Source organism: Paenibacillus sp. OSY-SE, assembly GCF_000283315.1.
Classification (GTDB): domain Bacteria; phylum Bacillota; class Bacilli; order Paenibacillales; family Paenibacillaceae; genus Paenibacillus_B; species Paenibacillus_B profundus.
The window spans coordinates 1-18,614 of sequence record NZ_ALKF01000174.1 but is presented as its reverse complement, the minus strand read 5'-3'; the positions used below and the strand labels follow the sequence as shown (position 1 = coordinate 18,614).

Here is an 18,614-nt window from a genome sequence, read left to right as displayed (position 1 = left end):
GTCTCCTCCCAGCTTGTTAATATAGTCCATCTTGACCGAATCTCTTGGCGATCTTATTGGCAGATACGACGAGTATGACACCCACAATCGACTTGAATAGACCGATGGCGGTGCTATAACTGAACTCGCCTTGCTTAATTCCGATGCGGTACACATACGTGTCGAACACTTCTGCCACATTGGAAACCGCCGCGTTCATCATCAGATAGATTTGCTCGAAGCCCGTGTCCATAATGGCGCCGAGCCGCAGGATGAACAAGATGATAATGACGTTGCGCATGCCTGGCAGCGTAATGTGCCAGATGCGGCGCATGCGGCCTGCCCCGTCCATGACAGCCGCTTCATGCAGCTGCGGATCAATACCCGCGATGGCGGCGAGAAAAATAATCGTCCCCCACCCGATTTCCTTCCAAATCGATTGCGCAGTCAGCAGGCCCCAGAAATAATCCGGGTTGGTCAGCAGGTCGAACGTGTCTTTTCCCATACTGACGAGCGCTTTGTTCACCAGACCTTCCGATTGCGAGAACATAAGGAAGGTCAGACCTGAAATGAGCACCCACGACAGGAAATGCGGGATGTAAATAAGCGACTGCACGGTCCGCTTCACGATGGCATTGCGCACTTCATTTAACATGAGCGATAAAATAATCGGCGCCGGAAAAAAGAACACCAAATTCATCAAACTGATGCCAAGCGTATTGCGCAATAAGATGTAAAAGTCATCATGCGCGAAAAACCTTGCAAAATGCTCTAACCCTACCCAAGGACTGTCTAATACCCCGAAGTAAGGCGAATAATCCTGGAATGCGATGACCAGATTCGTAATCGGAATATATTTGAATATAATAAAAAACAAAATACCCGGCAGCGCCAGAAAGTATAAGTATTTATCGCGCCGGACGTCCTTCCATAATAGCGAATACTTGCCTTCTGGTTTGCTTTGCGGTTTGTCTGGTTCCATTGCTGCGCCCGGTCGTTCCATAGCTCTATCCTGTGGCAAGTTGCTTGTGGTCATATGCCATCCCTCTCTTCTGCTGCTTGTTTGTCCTCTGCGCCATTTCATTGCATGTTAATTTCATTGCATCCATGTCAGTAAATTGAATGTAAACGCTATCATCATTGCCTGCAATTTGAATTTTTTGCCGTATCGTTTAAGACTGCGCTGCAACAGAGTAAAATCATCCAGCTTTACGCGCTATTATGCGGTTTCCAGATAGATCTTGATCGCTGCGCACGCTACCTCCGGAACAACGATTTCCTCCGATTGCACTTTTTTGACCAAGCGAGATCCAAGCTTCCTTAGGCTTATAAACCTGCCTCTACACGCGGTTGCCCCTCTTCGAAAGGCTTCGATACAGGTGTTCTCACAACGGTTTTATTTCATGATGAAAGCCTTTTCAATGCTAAAGGATTGTTTTACAATAGTAAAAAGCTCATAACGTCCAAGGATGTGTGATATGTGAAAGCAAGCTTGATCGACCGTCTACAATCCAAAGGAATGCTATATTGGCGAAGCCTCATGCTCGCCATTGTGCTGACCTGCGTCCCCATTGCCGTCATCTGTTCGGCTTTTTTGTATGCCGGCAATGCGCATCTCGTGAAGCAGTTTCACAACAAGCATCAGTTGGAGCTCAATGATGTGGCCAATCAAGTGGACGAGCAATTCTCCCAATTGGTTACGTTCGTATCACATATGGCGGTGAAGCCCCAATTCCGCTCAACCATTGCCGACATGAACTTCGTCGATCGATTTGAGGAGACAGAGCAGATCTTGTCGACCTTGTCCGTGCTTGAAAATGCGGTGCCGCTCATCGATCAAGTGTATTTGTATGTAAAAAAACAAAATAAATTGCTGCATCCGAGTCTCGGTGTCCGGCAGCTGGAGCAGCCGGAAGTCACCCGACAATGGTCCGGGCTGCTTGATCCGTCTCCCGATATGTATTGGACTCACGGCCTTGCCCGCCCTTTCGGTCAAGCAGGAACCAAGCATGCCATCGTCATGAAATTGCCTTACAACAGCAGCGCCGACGCCTACGGCGCGATCGTCATTTTTATTAACCCGGCAAAGCTGCACGTCTTCTCCCTTGCCGATCGGCAATCTTTTATTTTGGACGGAAACGGCAATATCGCTGCCCGCTCCACTACTAACATAATGGATGAGAGACTGATGCAAGTGATTCGAAAGGAGCGGCCTCATGCCAACACTCCGCAGCAGGACGGGGATGTTGAGGTGAAGCTGGACGGAGAAACATATCTGGTCAAGACCGCTTCGTTCAACACGCTCGGGGAAACGTGGGCTTACGTATCCGCAACCCCTCTGTCGGTCGTTACCTCTCCGACGCAGCCGTACACACAATTAATGATACTGCTCTCTTGCATTGCACTGGCCGCGGCATTGTTCGTCAGTTGGTTCGCTTCGCGCCGCATTTACAATCCGATTCGCCGCGTCATGGAGATGGTCAGCTCTTGGCGCACGCCGGAGAGCGGCATTCGCAACGAATTGGATTATATTGAACAGGAGTGGAAGGAGTACCATTTCGCCAATGAATCACTGCAGGAGCAGTGGAATTTAGCGATACCATCCATGCGTGAAGCTTACATTAATCAATTCGTGCAAGGACAAGCCATTACGTTGGAAGAAGCAGAAATTAAGGAGAAGCTTCGTTCTCTTGAACTGGACATCGAAGGCCGGCGCTTCGCAGCTGTCGTCGTCCAATTGCACAATGCGGAGGAAGCGCGTACGCCGATGTCTGATAAAGACGTGCATCTCCTGACCTACGCCTCGATCAATGTAGTGCAGGAGCTGTCCATGGAGGAGGCAGAGTGCGAGCATGTGCACGTCATGAACTTTTTGGACGGTTCCTTCGGGCTCATCTTGTTTATGGCGAAGGAGGGTGGGCTTGAGGAGTCGCATCGTCGGATATTGTCCTTGGGCGACCGCCTGATGCGGGCGCTCCACCATACGCTGCGCGTCTATGTTACGATTGTGGCGAGTCGGGTCACGGATAGATGGATCGATCTCCCGCACGGTATGGAGCAAGCGCGGCGCGCCATCAGCTACCGGAACTTCGGGCTGAACAACCAACTGCTCGAAGCGGAGCACGTATTGGCGCACTCTCCTAATCCGATCGAGTCTCCTGTAGATTTAGAGCTTGGAATCATTCATGCACTGAATATGGGGCTTGAAGAGGAAGCAATGGAGAGTCTGGAGCGATTCGTTACCGCGTTGCAAGCAAGTGGCGGCGCAGAATGGATGGTTCACGAAGGCTTGATGAGGCTCATCGGCAGCATTCACCGTTCCCTGCTTCAGCTCGGGCACAACCCTTATGCCGTATTTGGCTTAAGCTGGCAGGAAGAATTGGGTGGACTGCGCGATACGAAAGCGTCGCTCAGCTGGTTCCGCACCAAAATCATTCAGCCCTATAGCGCCTCGATCAAACGCAGCTACAACGCGCCGATGAAGCACGCAGTGGAAGAACTGCTTGAACGCATTGAACAGGACTATATGTGTGACCTTTCGCTGGAAACGTGCGCAGCAGAGGCAGGAATTAGCACCTCTCAATTAAGCAGAGCCTTTAAACAGATGACAGGACAAAATTTCATCGATTATTTGACTGCGATCAAGATGAACAAATGCAAGGAACTGCTGCTGACCACCGATATGAAAATTAACGAAATTGCCGAATCGGCCGGATACCAGCCCCCATACTTCAACCGCTTGTTCAAGAAGCAGGAAGGGATGACACCGGGACAGTACCGGCAGCAGCACTCACAGTCGCAACAGCAAACAAGGACACATGCCTGAATATGGCTGTGTCCTTGAGCTTGTCGAGAAACTCGAAAACAGGTGAAAAGGTAACAAGAATGGCGGGCGTATCCACTTCCGTCGCTGTTGAATCCAAGTCATTGGGATGAGAATAAGCGGTGATGACTCGGATTCAAAGGCAATCGTCAGGTCTCTCCAGTGGATATCCTTGACCCCAATTTGTTTCTATCCTAGCTACATCACCGTGCGCAGCATCGTCTCCATTCGCCGTGCCGCCTCCATCAGCTGCGGCGCACAGGCACGCAGCGTCTCCATCGACATACGGCTCACTGGTCCAGATACGGACAGAGCGGCGGCAAGCTGATGACTGCGGTCGAATATCGGCACGGACACCGCCGCTGCACCCGGCTCCCGTTCTTCTACGCTAATCGCGTACCCTAAGCGGCGAACTTCCTCCAGCTGGCTCATGTACGTCTCCCGATCCATGCTCGGTGGCCAGCCCGAATCCTGCAGCGCAGCATCACGCTCATACGGCTCGGCGAACGCAAGCAGCACCTTGCTTGACGCTCCGACAAAGAGGGGCAGCTTGGCGCCTACCGGCGCGACCCGCCGAATCGCCTGATTGCTCTGTACGGCTTGAATGCGGATACGGTCTTTGCCGTCCCTTACATACAAACTCACCGTTTCGCCAATCTGATCACGCAGGTGCTCCATGTCCGGCAGCAGCAGCTGTGCCGGGTCGTCTACCTGCGTCAAATTCGCGGCAAGCTCCCATATCCGGTAGCCCAGGCGATACTTGTCGCCATTGCGGATTACAAATCCCCGCTCCTCCAGCGTCGCCATCAGCCGATGGACCGTGCTCTTATTCAAGCCCACCTGCGATGCAATTTCCGTTAAGCTCAAATCGCGCTCATTTGCGAAGCACATCAATATATCAAGTGCGCGTTCCACCGCGCGAACAGTCAACTTCCCGCGTTCCTCCACGTGAATCTCCCTCTTTCGTTCCACAGAATGAAACTTTGTTACATCTAGTATAACGTCCTTTTCCTGCGTCGTAAAGAGACTACAATCAATTTGCCATCTCCGACTAACGTCCCTGATTTCGACATTTTTTACAATGATGTTTCAATGTTACGGCAACGTTACATTCACCTTACAAATCGAGCAGATTCGTTGACCCTAAGCGGTTTACCGCATACGATGGTAGTACAGCTTAAAACGTTTGCAAGGTCGAGCCCCTTTGCGGGACTTTAGTTCTATATTCATCAAATTTTGTCGAAAATCAACACAATCATCGTTGCCCAACACATCCTGGAGGAGGTCATGCATATGAACACACCTGTCGTAACATCTCCATCGCTTCACCCCGAATGGCTTGCTCCTTCCGGATCTGCTCCTGCTGTCGCCCGGCGCATTCGATTGAAGCATGTGGCGATCGCGCTCTCTTTGTCGACGGTGGTTGCCGCACTTCTTATTTTTCTGGCATTGCATGGCTTTATTGCATGGATGTTCGCCAATCCGCAGGTTCCTCCGCTCTTCTCGAACCCGATGGAGGCGAAGGGCATGCGTTATGAAACGGTTGCGTTCCCTGCCAGAGATGGTCATACCTTAGTAGACGGTTGGTACATCCCTTCCGATAAAACGTCCAAACGGACGATAATATTCAGCCATGGCTATGGAGCCAACCGGGAAGAATATTGGGTGCCGATGTATGACTTAGCGCAATTTGCGCATCGGCTTGATTATAATGTGGTCATGTTCGATTACGGATTTGCTTCCGAACAGCATAAGACGAAGGCGACCGGCGGCCGTCTCGAGAAGGAGCAATTGCTCGGTGCCGTACAGCTTGCCAAGGAACGCGGAGCGGAGCATATCGTCGTCTGGGGCTTCTCCATGGGGGCGGGTACCGCCCTGCAAGCATCGCTTCTCTCTCAAGATATCGATGCCATGATACTGGACAGCACGTTCTTGCTCGAACCGGATACGCTGTATCATAACTTAACGCAGTACATTTCATTGCCGAAGCATCCGTCACTCGATTTACTGCGGGCCTTCTTCCCCGCTCTGAACGGCACGAGCCTGCAGCAAATTCCGTACAATGAAGTGAAGGCGACTAACTACGCTATTCCGACCTTCTTCATTCACGGTACTGCGGACACAAAAGCGCCCTACGAAATATCGGAGCAGCTTTCCGCCCGCCAGTCGAATAAACTTTCGGAGTCATGGATTGTGCCGGATGTGCAGCATGAACTTATTTATCGCACACACCGCAAGGAATATTTGGGCAAAGCGGCCGCTTTTCTTAACGCAGCCTATCATACCGATGAAGGATATATGATCGCAAAGCCGTAAGCCTCCGAGCTTACGGTTTTTTTGTGCTCTTTCTCATAGTCCAACCTCTGCCGCTAATACACTAGTAGAGGTTTTTCAAAAAGCCCTCTTTTGATCACGAAGTATCTCAAGATAGAATTCGGTATCAAATCTTTTTTGCGGAGATAAACTCGCTTCGGAATCATACGCTTCGGGTTCTTGCAACCTTCTTGGCGCTGAAAAGTGGTCTTTTTGAACACGCAATAGTAAGGAGCTTAGGGCGAAAGGAGGGAGTGCATTGCTGCATGTTTACGGGCCGCTGATGCCGGTTCGCTTGCTAGAAGAAATCGTATTCTGGAAGAGACAGGAGAAGGAACATACCGAGGTGATTCGGGCCATCGTGCCCCAGCTAGAGGAAGTATATGTTCAACTGCTGCTGGAATGGGAGCAGGTCTTTGCCAAGACCGAATCAACCGCCGCCGCATGGCTGGACAGCGTCGTGAATCATCCGCATGCAATGGATGCCTCGCTTCAGCACCAGCTTGAGCTGCTGCTGAAGGCATCTGTGTATCAATCGGAGCAGTTCCTACAGCAGCTTGAGCAAGTGAAGCGGCATAGCCAGGCGGTGCAGAGCATCCCGCTTGCTCCGATTGTAATCGATCATATTGCAAGCGAGTCCCAATATTTCCTGAACGTCGTGCAGGAGCTTACGCAAGCACCGTTCACTTTGGTAAGTCATGGCGCATCTAATGCGGCAGAGGGCGTCGCCCAGCCAATGACGCACATTCACGCGGCAATCGACAGGGGCAATGCTTCCCCATACCAAGTGAGCCCATCAAATAGCGGAATGCCGAACTGGACTACATCGGCATTCGACGCCAAGGAGGAATTGTACGAATCCGTGAATACGTCACATCAGCAACCGGGCGTACGCGCCTATATCGGTAACTCGCAGGCTTGGCATCCCGGCGGAGGACGGCAAAATTCAACACCCGCAGGAGCGTTCAATGCTTCGTCTGTACGCAGCAATAGCGTCGAACCTATATACAGCTCCGCGTCCCGATCCGCGAACCAGCCACTCCCAGATTCCACATCGGCATCTAGCTACGAATCCTCGGAGCGAGCGGATGAAGCCTTTGTCCCTATCGGCGGACATCGTCTGCCTCCGCTGCCTTACGCCTACAATGCGCTCGAGCCTTATATCGATGAGACGACGATGCGCATCCACCATGACAAGCATCATCAGAGCTACGTGGATGGCTTGAACAAGGCCGAACTCGCGCTTGCCGAATCACGTCGTACCGGCAACTTCGATCTGATTAAATACTGGGAGAATGAACTCGCCTTTAACGGTGCCGGCCATTATTTGCACACGATCTTCTGGGACATTATGAATCCTCGCGGCGGCGGGCAACCTGCAGGCGCTTTGCGTAAGCAGATTGAACATGATTTCGGAAGCGTCGACGCCTTTAAGCAGCAATTTTCCAAAGCGGCTGAGAAAGTGGAAGGCAGCGGATGGACCATCCTTGTCTGGAGTCCACGCAGCCGCAGGCTTGAAATCCTTCAGGCAGAGAAGCATCAAAATCTGTCCCAATGGGATGTTATTCCGCTGCTGCCGCTTGACGTGTGGGAGCATGCTTACTATTTGAAGCATCAAAATGAGCGCGCCAAATATATCGATGACTGGTGGCATATCGTCTATTGGCCAGCCGTAGCCGAACGCTTCAGCCAAGCCCGCAAGGTGAAGTGGACGCCTTATTGAAGATCCCTGTTTTCGTTGTTGCGCCTCTCCCCCTTCGTTCTGTACAATAGAAGACAAACGCGAACTCATGTGCGGCTTCCATTGCCTCACACGACTATCCGCAGTCTAAGCGGCTCCACCGCCGCTTTTTTCTTTTGTTTCGGTGCATACTAAAGAGTACATTACAATAGAAAGGGGTGAGGTGATTTGCTGAAACCGGTCGTAAAATGGGCAGGCGGCAAGCGCCAACTGCTCCCCGAAATCCACAGCCGCCTACCGCAAATAAATTGGAACCAAGCTTCGTATTTCGAGCCGTTCATCGGCGGTGCGGCGCTCTTGTTCAACATCGCGCCTGAGCGGGCTGTTATTAACGACGTCAATCCGGAGCTCATCAACCTCTACCGTACGATAAAGCAGCAGCCGGATCAGCTTATTGGAGCGCTCCGCATCCATCGGAATGAAGAGAGCTATTACTATGAAGTGCGGGCATGGGATCGCGATGCGGAAGCTTATGCGCGACTATCTCCCGTTGAGCGGGCCGCGCGCCTGATTTTTTTAAATCGGACATGCTATAACGGTTTATATCGTGTCAATGCGTCGGGGCAGTTCAACGTCCCGTTCGGCAAATACAAGCAGCCGGATATCGTACAGGAAGAGACAATCCGGGATATATCCGCTTATTTTAACCGTACGGACATCCGCATTACAGAAGGGGACTTCAACGCAGCCGTCAACGGAGCTCAAGCCGGGGACTTCGTCTATTTCGATCCGCCCTATGACGTGCTGACGAAGACCGCCGCCTTTACTTCGTATGCCAAGGAAGGATTCGGCCGTGAGGAGCAGCGGCGCTTAGCCGAAGTGTTCCGGGATTTGAGTGATCGCGGAGTATATGTCATGCTGTCCAATCATGCGACAGACTTTATTTTGGAGCTGTATGCCGATTTTCATATCCATATCGTGCAAGCCCGGCGCAACATCAATTCCAAGGCAAGCGCGCGTGGCAACGTGGACGAGGTGCTGGTATTGAATTACGAACTTCACTGAAGGCGGGGAAACGGAAGTGACGACAAGCAGGCTAAGACAGAAGGACCTGATCTGGAACGAGCTGTTCGAGCAATATCGGATTTTGGAGCACATTGAAGCGCAGGGCTTCTTCACGATCACGAGCGAACAAATCAATGGACTTCGTCCCGGTGTGCAGGCACGCCTGCAGTGCAAATTCGACTCCTCCGGCGAGCTGTCGCCCTGCTTTGCCGATCATCAACTCGGCATCCTGCCGGTATCGAACGGCGTGTACATTATCGCTCCGTTTCCGATTTTTCATCCGCTTGATCCCATTGAGAACATTGCGGTAGAGAAAGCGTATCTTCGCTTTCCTGCCTTTCAGACGATTCAAGCCGACGGGACAAGCTCCACCAGTGAGGCGAACGCGCTTCATACCGCCCATATGACCGACATGCTGCATCGATTTCGCGGCATCGAAAGCTCCGAACCGCTGGAATTAACGTTCAGCGGGCGGATGCGATCACCGGAATTTTCTTTCTATGTAGGCTCATATTTGGAACCGCTTCAGGTGGAACGCAGTCAACAGATGGAGATCGACGCCGGATTTGAAACGATGCGGGAAATTCTCATTTTGGAAGCGAAAAATAAAATTCCGCAGGACTTCTGCGTCCGTCAGCTCTACTACCCTTACCGGGCGCTTAACCAGCGCCCGCAGCTGACGAAGCCGGTCATTCCAATCTATTTTCTCTATTCGGACGGAATCTATTATTTGTTTGAATATCAGTTTACTGAACCACTCCGCTACGATTCCATATCGCTTGTTCGCAGCTGCGCATACCGGATTGAGGGCGGGATGACGAAAGAGCGTATTTTGGCCATTGCCGCAGAAACGCCAGTGGAAGTTGAGCCAGATGCAGCCCCCTTCCCGCAAGCGAACTCGTTCGAACGCTTTATGAACGTCATGGAGCTGTTGACGGAGGAGGACTTGTTGAAGGCGGATATTCACCGGATATACCGGTTCGCTCCACGGCAGACCGACTACTACGTCAATGTCGGCGTCTATTACGGGCTGATCGAGACCTACCGCTCTACTGACGGCATGGCCGTCCGGCTGACCGCTGTAGGAAGAGACTTGATGCAGCTGCCGATGCAGGGTCGGCATGAAGCTATCGTTCGTAAGCTTTTCTCCAAGCCGGCCATCCGCGACATCCTGTTGCAATGCATGTATCGTGACGGTCAAATATCCGATGAGGAAGCGGTGCAACTAATGCGCCAGCATGGCATTGAGCTGCAGCCTTCGACCGAGCGGCGGCGGGCGCAGTCCATTATTGCATGGTATTCATGGATGAAGCATTTGATGGTCTAGTCTATCGTTAATTTCCCTTCCATCACAGTGACGGCCTGACCTGTCAGCAATGCCCGCTCCCCCTGCAACTCTACCTGCACCATGCCTCCGCGGGCAGAGCACTGTTCTCCGATGAACGAGGTCCGTCCCCATTTCTGCGCCCAATAAGGAGCCATCGTACAGTGCGCGGATCCTGTTACCGGATCTTCATTTACACCGAGACTTGGAAAGAAGCAGCGAGAGACAAAGTCCGCCCCATCCGTTCGTCCCGGAGCGGAAGGAGCGGTCACGAGTACGCCAATCACTTCCTCATCGCAGCGCAGGAGCTTCTCCCAATCCGGCTTTAATTCACGCACCGTCTGCTCTGAGTCTGCCTCGACCAGCAATTCGATGCGGCTGCGCGCCATCCCCTGTATGGAGCAGCCCAGCGCTTCTTCCAACCGTCCCTGCAGGCCCTCATCACTGACCATCACGATAGATGACGCCGGAAAGTCGAGCGTGATTTGTCCATTCTCCCCATAGAGAGCGTAGAGCGTGCCGCTCATCGTCTCAAAAGCGATCCGTTCTCCCTCCGCTAGCCCCTGCTCACGCAACACATGCGCGCTCGCCAGCGTAGCGTGCCCGCACAGGTCTACTTCCACCTGCGGCGTGAACCAACGCAGGCGATAGCGGGAGCGGTCTCCTTCTTCCAATGGGATGATGAACGCCGTTTCCGACAAATTCATCTCCATCGCGATCTGCTGCATCTGTTCGCTGTCCATCTCATGTTCCAGCAGACAAACCGCTGCGGGATTACCGCGAAACGGCTTATCCGTAAATGCATCCACAGTGAACAATTTCATATGTATCCCTCCTTAATTCCCTATCATACATGATCTCATAAAAAATAGGCACCTCCTGCCAATTACGACAAAGAGATGCCTAATATCTGCTTCATATCGTTAATGATAGCGGTCGCCTACCTATTCCGCATTACCCTTCCTGCTTGGTGAAATATTCGAACAAATCGCCACGCGCTTCTTCCAAGTAGACGAGACGCGGTTCGCGCTCAATGCGAATCTTCAAGCGCTGCGCCGTCTTCTCGAACAAGTCCACCCCATCGTTCGTGCGGATGATGAGCTTCTGCGGACGAGCTCCCTTCTCCTCGATGAGCTGTAAGAAATGCTCCAAGAACTCCTGCTCGAAATTGCTGTCATAGGCAACATGGAAACCGACCGCTGCTCGCGTCAGCCGATCCACCCACAGACAAAGACGCGGATAATATGGACGTTCGCCTTCTCCCTTAACTGCTACCGGCGCATAGAAAAATTCCGTCTCCCAGTGACCTTTCTTGTTCGGGAAGCGCCGCATGATATCGTTCAGACGGTCCTGATTCTCGAACTCGACTTTCACCGGACGATTCAACACAAAGTCTGGATCGAGCCAACGGTCAATCCACTCGCCATTCTCCTGCGCGCGAACGAGCACCTGCCCTGAAGTCGGCGGCGTCAGAAGCTCTTCATCCTTCTTTACCCGAGCCGCAAGATCTACAGCCTGCTCCAACGCAGTCGTCAAGAACCGAACCTGGTTCTCATCAAGCGTCCATGGAACAAGCCCCGGATCATACGCTCGGAACATTGGCCACGCGTTGCGGCCGCGGAAGCGGAATCCAAGTTCCTTAATTTGCGCCAGATCATGCTTCTCCAAATCCGTACGGTCCTCATACGTAGCCATCATGCATTTTTGACGGTGAAGCCAAGCATAACGCTCGTCGCGCTCCAACAGCATATCATTCAAGCTTTCCAAGCCTTCTCCGCCGCGGAACACGGCAAGGCCGAACAAAGTTTCACTTGCTCCCATAATACTGCAATAGCCAACCTTGCCGTCCTCCGGGTTCAATACGCCGAAGATGCAGTTATCGGACATCCAATTCCAGCTTCCTTGTTTCTTGAATGCCGTGGCTGCTTCATACAGCCTCGCCCAAGCGGCCTCCTGTTCCGTCATTTCCGTCCCCTGACCTGCATTTGCTTCCAATTGCTCTATGTTTGCCTGTGTCATGAGCTCTTGTCATTCCTCCTGTCTGAATTCAAAAAAACCCGTTCCATTGCCCGGAACGGGTTCCATTTGTTCTGTTAACCCACTTGCACCTAATTACTTAATTAGAGACAAAAATTCCGCGCGCTGTGCCGCGTCACTTCGGAAGCTGCCCCGCACCGCCGATGTGACGGTTTTGCTGCCAGGCTTCTTCACTCCGCGTGCGCACATGCACAAATGCTCGCCTTCGACGACGACCATCACACCGTGAGGCTGCAACACCTCATCCATTATATCAGCAATTTGCGAGGTAATGCGTTCTTGTACCTGCAAACGCCGTGACACCGCTTCAACCAGACGGGCCAACTTGCTTAAGCCGGCAATCTTACCGCTTGGAATGTAACCGATATGCACCTTGCCGAAGAAAGGCGCCATGTGATGCTCGCATTGGCTATAATACGTAATATCTTTTACGATGACAAGTTCTTCGTGCCGTTCGTCAAAAGTTACCCCTAGCACATCCCGAGGATCGACTTCGTAGCCCGCGAAGATCTCTTCATACATACGGGTCACACGCGCCGGAGTTTCTAGCAATCCTTCCCGCTCGACATCCTCTCCGACAAGCTTCAGAATTTCCTTCACGTGGTACTCGATCTGTTCGCGATTCGTACCAACCTTCATGTTAACATAATCTTTCAAGCCAGCCACGACCGTTCCTCCTTTCACCGTGCCGTGCGAGTCAAGTGCCGCACCGTACGATTACTTCTTTTTATTGTTGTTCTTCATCATTTGCTGTGCTTTCTGCATCTGTTTCGAATTCAAATTATACCCCATCTGCTTCGCCATCTTCTGCAGCATCTGAGGGTCGGACTGCATCTTCTCCATCTGTTTACGCAAATAAAATACACCGACGGCAAAGCCGATAATAACGCCCACGATAAGCATTACGATTCCTGTTATCCAATACCACATCTGCCCCTGGTCACCCCAACATCATCTAGTTTGAAAGCTGTACATTCATACGTAAAAAAGCACGATTTTGTGCAACTCTACCGCAATTATGATAGCATGTCCCTCTCCGTATGACAAATATCCCCTATTAAAATCGGTAAGACACGCAATTTCAATATGAAATTCCTTCCAATTGCAACAATATTTCTTTTTTGTTCATGCCTCCGCCGTAACCTACCAGTTGCCCATTCGCTCCGATAACACGGTGGCACGGCACAACGATAGAAATCGGATTGCGGTTGTTGGCTCCGCCTACGGCGCGAACAGCTTTCGGGTTGCCTATAGCTTCCGCAATTTGCTTATAGGATCGCGTCTCCCCATAAGGGATATCCATCAATGCCCGCCATACCTCTTTTTGAAAAGTTGTTCCTTGCAAATCAAGTGTCAGTTCGAACGTCTGCCGTTCTCCTGCGAAATATTCCTCCAACTGTCGGCACGTCTCCTGTAGACGCTCAGGGTGGCGCTGCAGTGCTACCTTGCCGTAATCGCGCGCCGCGCGCGCTTGCAGCGCCTCTGCCATCTCAAGTACGCCTCCGAACTCGATGGCGAACAATCCGGTCGCTGTCGCGGCAAGTGTCAATGGACCGACGGGTGAGTCCATTTCCTGCACGTATAGCGGTTCTACATGCGTGGCGAATTGTTGCTCCGCCTCTTGAATTGCCTGCTGCACGGTTTCATCCTCCTCGCGTTTCTGAGCTTGCTGTAAAGTCTGCCACGCCTCCGGGCCTCCAATCTGACCGAGCGCCCAAGCCGCGGTTGCCCGAATTTCCGGGCGTGTGTCGCTCACCAGCAGTGTCCGCAGGGCAGGCACTGCGCTCCGATCGCGGAAGTTGCCGAGCGCCACGATGGCATTGCGTTGAATCGGCTTTTTCCCCCGCCAAGAAGCTGCACTTGTACCGAACTGCTCCTTAAATTGCCGATTCGACAACTCCAGCATCGGCACAAGCAAGGGCTTGGCCTGTTCAGGGTCTGGCTGCATTTCCTCATGGTGCGTCCAATTCATCCCCTTATTTTTCGGGCAGACGATCTGGCAGGTATCGCATCCATAAAGCCGATTGCCCATCTTCACCATCATTTCGTGGCTCAGCGTATCCTTCGATTGAGTCTGGAATGAAATGCAGAGCTGCGCATTCAGCTGTCCCGGCCCAACCAAGGCACTTGTCGGACACGCATCGAGACAGCGCGTGCAATCGCCGCAATCCTCCGTCACTGGGTGATCGGGGGGAAATGGAATGTTCGTAATCATCTCCCCCAAATAAATCCACGATCCCCACTGTGGCGAAATGATCGAGCAATTCTTGCCGCTGAAGCCGATGCCAGCGCGCTCTGCCACCGCCCGGTCGCTTAGTTCGCCCGTATCCACCATGCTCTTCATTCGCAGCTCCGTATCCGCCACACGCTCACGGATGAAAGCCTCGAGCCGTTGCAGACGGTCCCGCAGCACATGATGGTAATCCATTCCCCATGCGGTGCGCGCGAACAAGCCTCGGTAAGCGCCGTGCTTCGACTTCGGGGCACCCTCCAGCTTCGACGGATAGGCGACTGCTATGGCTATAATGGAGCGCGCCTCTTCAAGCAACAATTCAGGCCGTGTCCGCTTCTCCAAGTCAGGCTCCTCAAAGCCCGAGGCATAGCCTTGATCCACTGAATGCTGAAGCCGCGCCTTCAGTTCGATGAACGGGTCTGCCGTCGTAAAGCCTACTTGATCAATGCCGAGTGAAGGCGCCGCTTCGATAATTTCCTGCTTCAACTGGTGCCATCTGAATGATTGTGCCGCATACGGCTGCCTGTCGGCCGACTTCGCTTGCGCATCTTGTGACTTCATCGATTCGAGCATCCCATTCACCTCCTTATTGCTAGCATTCCCACAACATTCTTCATTCGTTACTCGTCATATACACATCGCTACCCAGTGACCGCCGTAAAACAGAACGGCCCTAACTCCCGGGACCCGGATTCCCTGAGCAGGCGCCGTTCGTGTAAATTTCCAGTTCTTTCGCCATTGTGCTTCCACTCTGACAGCACGGTTCAGCCATACCGAGAAAGTCAAACACACGCATCTTCATACCATCTGCATCATTGTCTTACTGGTTATCTTTACCGCTTGTGGCTGCAACAGCCCGCTTCCAATCTTCATAATACGAGCATACCGATTCCTCATGAAAGGGAGCCGTGCCGTGCCGTATACGGTTCAGAAGACATTCCAATCCCGCACTTACTTTACGTTCCACCAGCTCGGGGTAATGGTAAATGTAGCGATTCTGTTCGTATTCATCTTGGTCGACGATCTGCACCTGTCCGTCCGTCATGCGAATGACATCCAAGTCGTAATCAATATAGGTAAACGTCTGCCCACATCGGTACGGCGGAGAAGCAATATTGCAATAATACCGTACTCCTGTATCCTCAATTAACGCGACGACATTGAACCACTGCTTCGGGATAAAAAATGTAACAGCTGGAATTCTGCTTACCCACTGCTTGCCGTCAGACTCTTGAATCGGAGTTTGGCAGTTAATCAGCACATGCATATCTTCCTTCGCATGATCCGGGTGCCGCTTAGAAGAGGGCACAAGCCAGTTCTCCAGCCACATACGGTGCAGGTGACCATCGTGTTTGAAACTTTTCACAAGCGCTTTCTCATAATGATCCATGCTTATTCCTCGGCTTTTGCGTTCTTTTTAACTTTATTAATAGAAAAGCATATCTTCTCCCCGATTGCAACGGTTGAAAAGATATGCCTTAAGATACAATCATTGGTTGTCTATTTCTGTGGATGCAACAGCCATTTTAACCGGCTACAATCCGAAGCTGCTGCAAAGAGCGCAAGACATCTTTAGCTCCATACCCTAATGCCTCGAACCAAGGCAACACGACTTCCGTATGCTCATCAGCGGCAATCATAATGTTCTTGACGCGGCGTTGCTGGAACTTCTGCTCCAATCCCGCTACCAGCGCTTTGCCTACCCCTTGATTTCGGTAATCCGGTTGGACGGCAAGGCGGTAATAGTACCCGTTATTGCGATCAATGGTACCGATAGCCAGTCCGACAATGGCCTGCTCTCCGTTACTCTGTTCCTGCTCGGCGACGAGCACAAGCTCACCATCCAAGGATAACTGACGCGCGAATGCTTCCAACGTCTTTTCACAACATTCCTCTGACAACGATGCCATCAATAACTGGGTAGCCGGAAGATAATCCGACAAACGAAAGGATCGAACGTTCATGTCTTACTCTCCCTCATCCTGAGCTTGGTTTATGTTCGGTTATCTCTCTGTCTCACACCTGTCTACGCCTGGTCACATCAATCTCTATGTCATTATTATTGTATAGTACATTTACAAATACGACAAAAAACGCGAAATTCCTCCTTTATCACTCAATTTCCACATAAAACACAGAAAAATCTCCTTTTTTCTCTTGTAAACGCTTTATATAAAGCGTTTACATACCTTAATCGATCCAAAGGTTTAATTTTATGGTAAATGTGGAATTTTAGTTAAAGCTGTTTCGTTCTTGTCATCAGGTTTGAATGGATGAAATTGGGGGTAATGATATAAAGTCGGAAGAAAAATGAATAACAGACTTTTGCAACATTTATGTTGATTTATTCCGCAGCTTCATGTTTAATTAGAAGGAGAACACTTACATATTATTGGGAGGTATGAATGATGGCACATCAATTACCACCGCTTCCATATGCAAACAATGCATTGGAACCACACATTGACGAAACGACGATGATGATTCACCACGATCGTCACCACAATACGTACGTAACGAACTTGAATGCAGCATTGGAGTCCGCTCCTGAACTGCAAGGTAAGGACGTACACGAACTGGTTGCCAACTTGGACAGTGTTCCTGAAAGCATCCGCACAGCTGTTCGCAACAACGGCGGCGGACATGCGAATCACTCCTTGTTCTGGGAAACAATCGGCCCGAACGCAGGTGGACAGCCTTCCGGCAAGCTGGCAGAAGCGATCGAGCAAGAACTCGGCGGCCTCGACAAGTTCAAAGAAGACTTCGCAAAAGCAGCTACAACGCGCTTTGGCAGCGGCTGGGCGTTCTTAGCAGTTGACAGCAATGGCAAATTGTCCGTATTCAGCATGGCGAACCAAGACAATCCATTGATGGAAGGCAAGACTGCTGTCCTCGGTTTGGACGTATGGGAGCATGCTTACTACTTGAAATATCAGAACAAGCGCCCTGACTACATTGCTGCGTTCTGGAACGTAGTAAATTGGTCTGCAGTTGAGAAGCGTTACGAAGAAGCATTGAACAAGTAATTGTTGAATCGGTTTCTTCACAATAAGAAACTTTTACTAATGAAAGAGTGCCACATTGGCACTCTTTCTTTTATTGCATATGGAGGTTTCACCGGTTTGTACGTCAATCCTCCGGGCTCCCCTAGCTCATTGATACAACCGCTTTGATTGACACGGAGCTTACACCTTCCGAACGCGCATTGCGAGGCGGTGCACCGCATACACGCCTGCCAAGTATACAGCATAGATAAGCAGCACCACTGGCACCCGAGTCCAATCCCCAAGCAACTGCTCTCCTACAAAGGCGAACACCAGCATGACAGGCAACTTGCCTAGCGCCGTAGCTACAAGGAAGGAAATGAACGGCACGGACATCAGAGCTGCATAAATGTTGATAGCCGCGGCAGGCAGTATCGGAATGGTGCGGGCAATCAGAACAGTCATCACCGGGTTCTTCTCCATCATTCCGTTCAACTTCTGAAGCGGAGCAATGCGCTCCATATATCGTCTACCTCGTTCCGCACAGCCATACCGCGCAGCGAGGAACATGACAGCCGCCCCTAACGTCGAAGCGGCCATATTCAACAATCCTCCCGTCCATAGGCCATACGTCGCTCCAATCATTCCTCCGACAATACCGAATGGTATGACAGGGAATAACGAAATGAGCGCAGCCGCCAGAAACATTTCCAGCATCATAGCTACATCCCCGGCTGACTGCACCCCCGCTACCCATGCCAGAACCTCTTCCCGGTAATTGAAAACTCCGGCTGCTACCAATAAATACATCGCCACGGTCATCCATTTCCCCATGTTCTCACCTCTTTTCAGCATCCCGAAATTAGCCTTCTTTGGCATCTTCAATATCTGTATCTCTCCGGCATAGCGGTATCTGCGACACTTTTCTTACACCGACCTACTACAGTTCAGCTAGTGCCATCTTAATACAACCCTGCTTTTTCCGGCAAACGCATTCCATTGTACGCTCAGACATCCTCCTCTTACACCCTGCCTTAATGCTGCATTCCCATACGTTAAATTAGTGTAGCTCCCATCCGTTTTTTCCTCCGATAATAATGTTCAAATCCTTAACCGCTCCGACCCGACTATATTTTGTAGACATCTTAGCAATACTCTCCCACTCATTCAGGATG

Annotated in this window: 16 protein-coding genes and 1 pseudogene; 6 read left to right on the top strand and 11 right to left on the bottom strand. The window is 51.4% G+C overall.

Features of this window, described 5'->3' with window-relative positions:
• Nucleotides 1–16: 16 nt before the first annotated feature.
• The gene (locus A372_RS0111565) at nt 17–961 is read right to left on the bottom strand and encodes an ABC transporter permease (RefSeq protein ID WP_051004485.1); all 945 of its coding nucleotides are present in this window, start codon (nt 959–961) and stop codon (nt 17–19) included.
• Nucleotides 962–1,459: 498 nt separating this feature from the next.
• Here A372_RS0111565 and A372_RS0111555 point away from each other — a divergent pair, with 498 nt between their 5' ends.
• Nucleotides 1,460–3,805: an AraC family transcriptional regulator gene (locus A372_RS0111555; RefSeq protein ID WP_019421010.1), complete on the top strand. Its 2,346-nt coding sequence runs from the start codon at nt 1,460–1,462 to the stop codon at nt 3,803–3,805.
• Between the two features lie 195 nt (nt 3,806–4,000).
• Here the strand turns inward: A372_RS0111555 and A372_RS0111550 are convergent, their stop codons facing one another.
• Nucleotides 4,001–4,750: an IclR family transcriptional regulator gene (locus A372_RS0111550; protein WP_019421009.1), complete on the bottom strand. Its 750-nt coding sequence runs from the start codon at nt 4,748–4,750 to the stop codon at nt 4,001–4,003.
• A gap of 345 nt (nt 4,751–5,095) precedes the next feature.
• Here A372_RS0111550 and A372_RS0111545 point away from each other — a divergent pair, with 345 nt between their 5' ends.
• The 4 genes from A372_RS0111545 (at nt 5,096) to A372_RS0111530 (ending at nt 10,188) form a co-directional block, all read left to right on the top strand.
• The gene (locus A372_RS0111545) at nt 5,096–6,118 is read left to right on the top strand and encodes an alpha/beta hydrolase (RefSeq protein WP_019421008.1); all 1,023 of its coding nucleotides are present in this window, start codon (nt 5,096–5,098) and stop codon (nt 6,116–6,118) included.
• Between the two features lie 256 nt (nt 6,119–6,374).
• On the top strand, nt 6,375–7,838 hold the full coding sequence (locus A372_RS0111540; RefSeq protein ID WP_019421007.1) for a Fe-Mn family superoxide dismutase: 1,464 nt from the start codon (nt 6,375–6,377) through the stop codon (nt 7,836–7,838).
• A gap of 186 nt (nt 7,839–8,024) precedes the next feature.
• A complete protein-coding gene (locus A372_RS0111535; RefSeq protein WP_019421006.1) occupies nt 8,025–8,861 on the top strand; it encodes a DNA adenine methylase in 837 nt (278 codons plus the stop codon).
• Nucleotides 8,862–8,877: 16 nt separating this feature from the next.
• Complete coding sequence (locus A372_RS0111530) at nt 8,878–10,188, top strand: type II restriction enzyme (RefSeq protein WP_019421005.1); 1,311 nt, start codon at nt 8,878–8,880, stop codon at nt 10,186–10,188.
• Here A372_RS0111530 and A372_RS0111525 read toward each other — a convergent pair.
• The 8 genes and pseudogenes from A372_RS0111525 to A372_RS0111495 all read right to left on the bottom strand — a co-directional run bounded on the left by A372_RS0111525 (nt 10,185) and on the right by A372_RS0111495 (nt 16,419).
• Nucleotides 10,185–11,009 carry a PhzF family phenazine biosynthesis protein gene (locus A372_RS0111525; RefSeq protein WP_019421004.1) on the bottom strand — a complete coding sequence of 275 codons (825 nt, stop codon included), beginning with the start codon at nt 11,007–11,009 and terminating at the stop codon, nt 10,185–10,187. The two genes, A372_RS0111530 and A372_RS0111525, sit on opposite strands and share 4 nt — an antisense overlap.
• Before the next feature lie 130 nt (nt 11,010–11,139).
• Nucleotides 11,140–12,204, bottom strand: coding sequence for a DUF7309 domain-containing protein (locus A372_RS0111520; RefSeq protein WP_019421003.1), 1,065 nt, complete (start codon nt 12,202–12,204; stop codon nt 11,140–11,142).
• Nucleotides 12,205–12,297: 93 nt separating this feature from the next.
• The gene (gene folE / locus A372_RS0111515) at nt 12,298–12,888 is read right to left on the bottom strand and encodes a GTP cyclohydrolase I FolE (protein ID WP_019421002.1); all 591 of its coding nucleotides are present in this window, start codon (nt 12,886–12,888) and stop codon (nt 12,298–12,300) included.
• 51 nt (nt 12,889–12,939) lie between these two features.
• Entirely contained in the window at nt 12,940–13,152 is a 213-nt protein-coding gene (locus tag A372_RS0111510) for a YneF family protein (RefSeq protein ID WP_019421001.1), read from the bottom strand.
• A 151-nt stretch (nt 13,153–13,303) separates the two neighbouring features.
• Entirely contained in the window at nt 13,304–15,028 is a 1,725-nt protein-coding gene (gene queG / locus A372_RS39055) for a tRNA epoxyqueuosine(34) reductase QueG (protein WP_019421000.1), read from the bottom strand.
• Between the two features lie 75 nt (nt 15,029–15,103).
• A pseudogene (locus tag A372_RS38550) lies at nt 15,104–15,194 on the bottom strand (ribonuclease HI); the annotation flags it as partial.
• Nucleotides 15,195–15,275: 81 nt separating this feature from the next.
• Nucleotides 15,276–15,845 carry a DUF402 domain-containing protein gene (locus A372_RS0111500; protein WP_019420999.1) on the bottom strand — a complete coding sequence of 190 codons (570 nt, stop codon included), beginning with the start codon at nt 15,843–15,845 and terminating at the stop codon, nt 15,276–15,278.
• A gap of 136 nt (nt 15,846–15,981) precedes the next feature.
• Entirely contained in the window at nt 15,982–16,419 is a 438-nt protein-coding gene (locus tag A372_RS0111495) for a GNAT family N-acetyltransferase (protein ID WP_019420998.1), read from the bottom strand.
• Nucleotides 16,420–16,863: 444 nt separating this feature from the next.
• On the opposite strand from A372_RS0111495, the gene A372_RS0111490 reads away from it, so the two are divergent.
• Nucleotides 16,864–17,481 carry a superoxide dismutase gene (locus A372_RS0111490; protein ID WP_019420997.1) on the top strand — a complete coding sequence of 206 codons (618 nt, stop codon included), beginning with the start codon at nt 16,864–16,866 and terminating at the stop codon, nt 17,479–17,481.
• A gap of 159 nt (nt 17,482–17,640) precedes the next feature.
• Here A372_RS0111490 and A372_RS0111485 read toward each other — a convergent pair whose 3' ends face one another.
• Nucleotides 17,641–18,273, bottom strand: a complete 633-nt coding sequence (locus A372_RS0111485; RefSeq protein ID WP_019420996.1) for a TVP38/TMEM64 family protein — start codon at nt 18,271–18,273, stop codon at nt 17,641–17,643.
• Nucleotides 18,274–18,614 lie beyond the last annotated feature (341 nt).

Bases quoted from the DNA above. Each gene is read 5' to 3' on its own strand.
- A372_RS0111565 (WP_051004485.1), bottom strand. From the start codon at position 961: ATGGAACCAGACAAACCGCAAAGCAAACCAGAAGGCAAGTATTCGCTA.
- A372_RS0111545 (WP_019421008.1), top strand. From the start codon at position 5,096: ATGAACACACCTGTCGTAACATCTCCATCGCTTCACCCCGAATGGCTT.
- A372_RS0111525 (WP_019421004.1), bottom strand. From the start codon at position 11,009: ATGAAATTGTTCACTGTGGATGCATTTACGGATAAGCCGTTTCGCGGT.
- A372_RS0111520 (WP_019421003.1), bottom strand. From the start codon at position 12,204: ATGACACAGGCAAACATAGAGCAATTGGAAGCAAATGCAGGTCAGGGG.
- A372_RS0111510 (WP_019421001.1), bottom strand. From the start codon at position 13,152: ATGTGGTATTGGATAACAGGAATCGTAATGCTTATCGTGGGCGTTATT.
- queG (WP_019421000.1), bottom strand. From the start codon at position 15,028: ATGCTCGAATCGATGAAGTCACAAGATGCGCAAGCGAAGTCGGCCGAC.
- A372_RS0111500 (WP_019420999.1), bottom strand. From the start codon at position 15,845: ATGGATCATTATGAGAAAGCGCTTGTGAAAAGTTTCAAACACGATGGT.
- A372_RS0111495 (WP_019420998.1), bottom strand. From the start codon at position 16,419: ATGAACGTTCGATCCTTTCGTTTGTCGGATTATCTTCCGGCTACCCAG.
- A372_RS0111490 (WP_019420997.1), top strand. From the start codon at position 16,864: ATGGCACATCAATTACCACCGCTTCCATATGCAAACAATGCATTGGAA.
- A372_RS0111485 (WP_019420996.1), bottom strand. From the start codon at position 18,273: ATGGGGAAATGGATGACCGTGGCGATGTATTTATTGGTAGCAGCCGGA.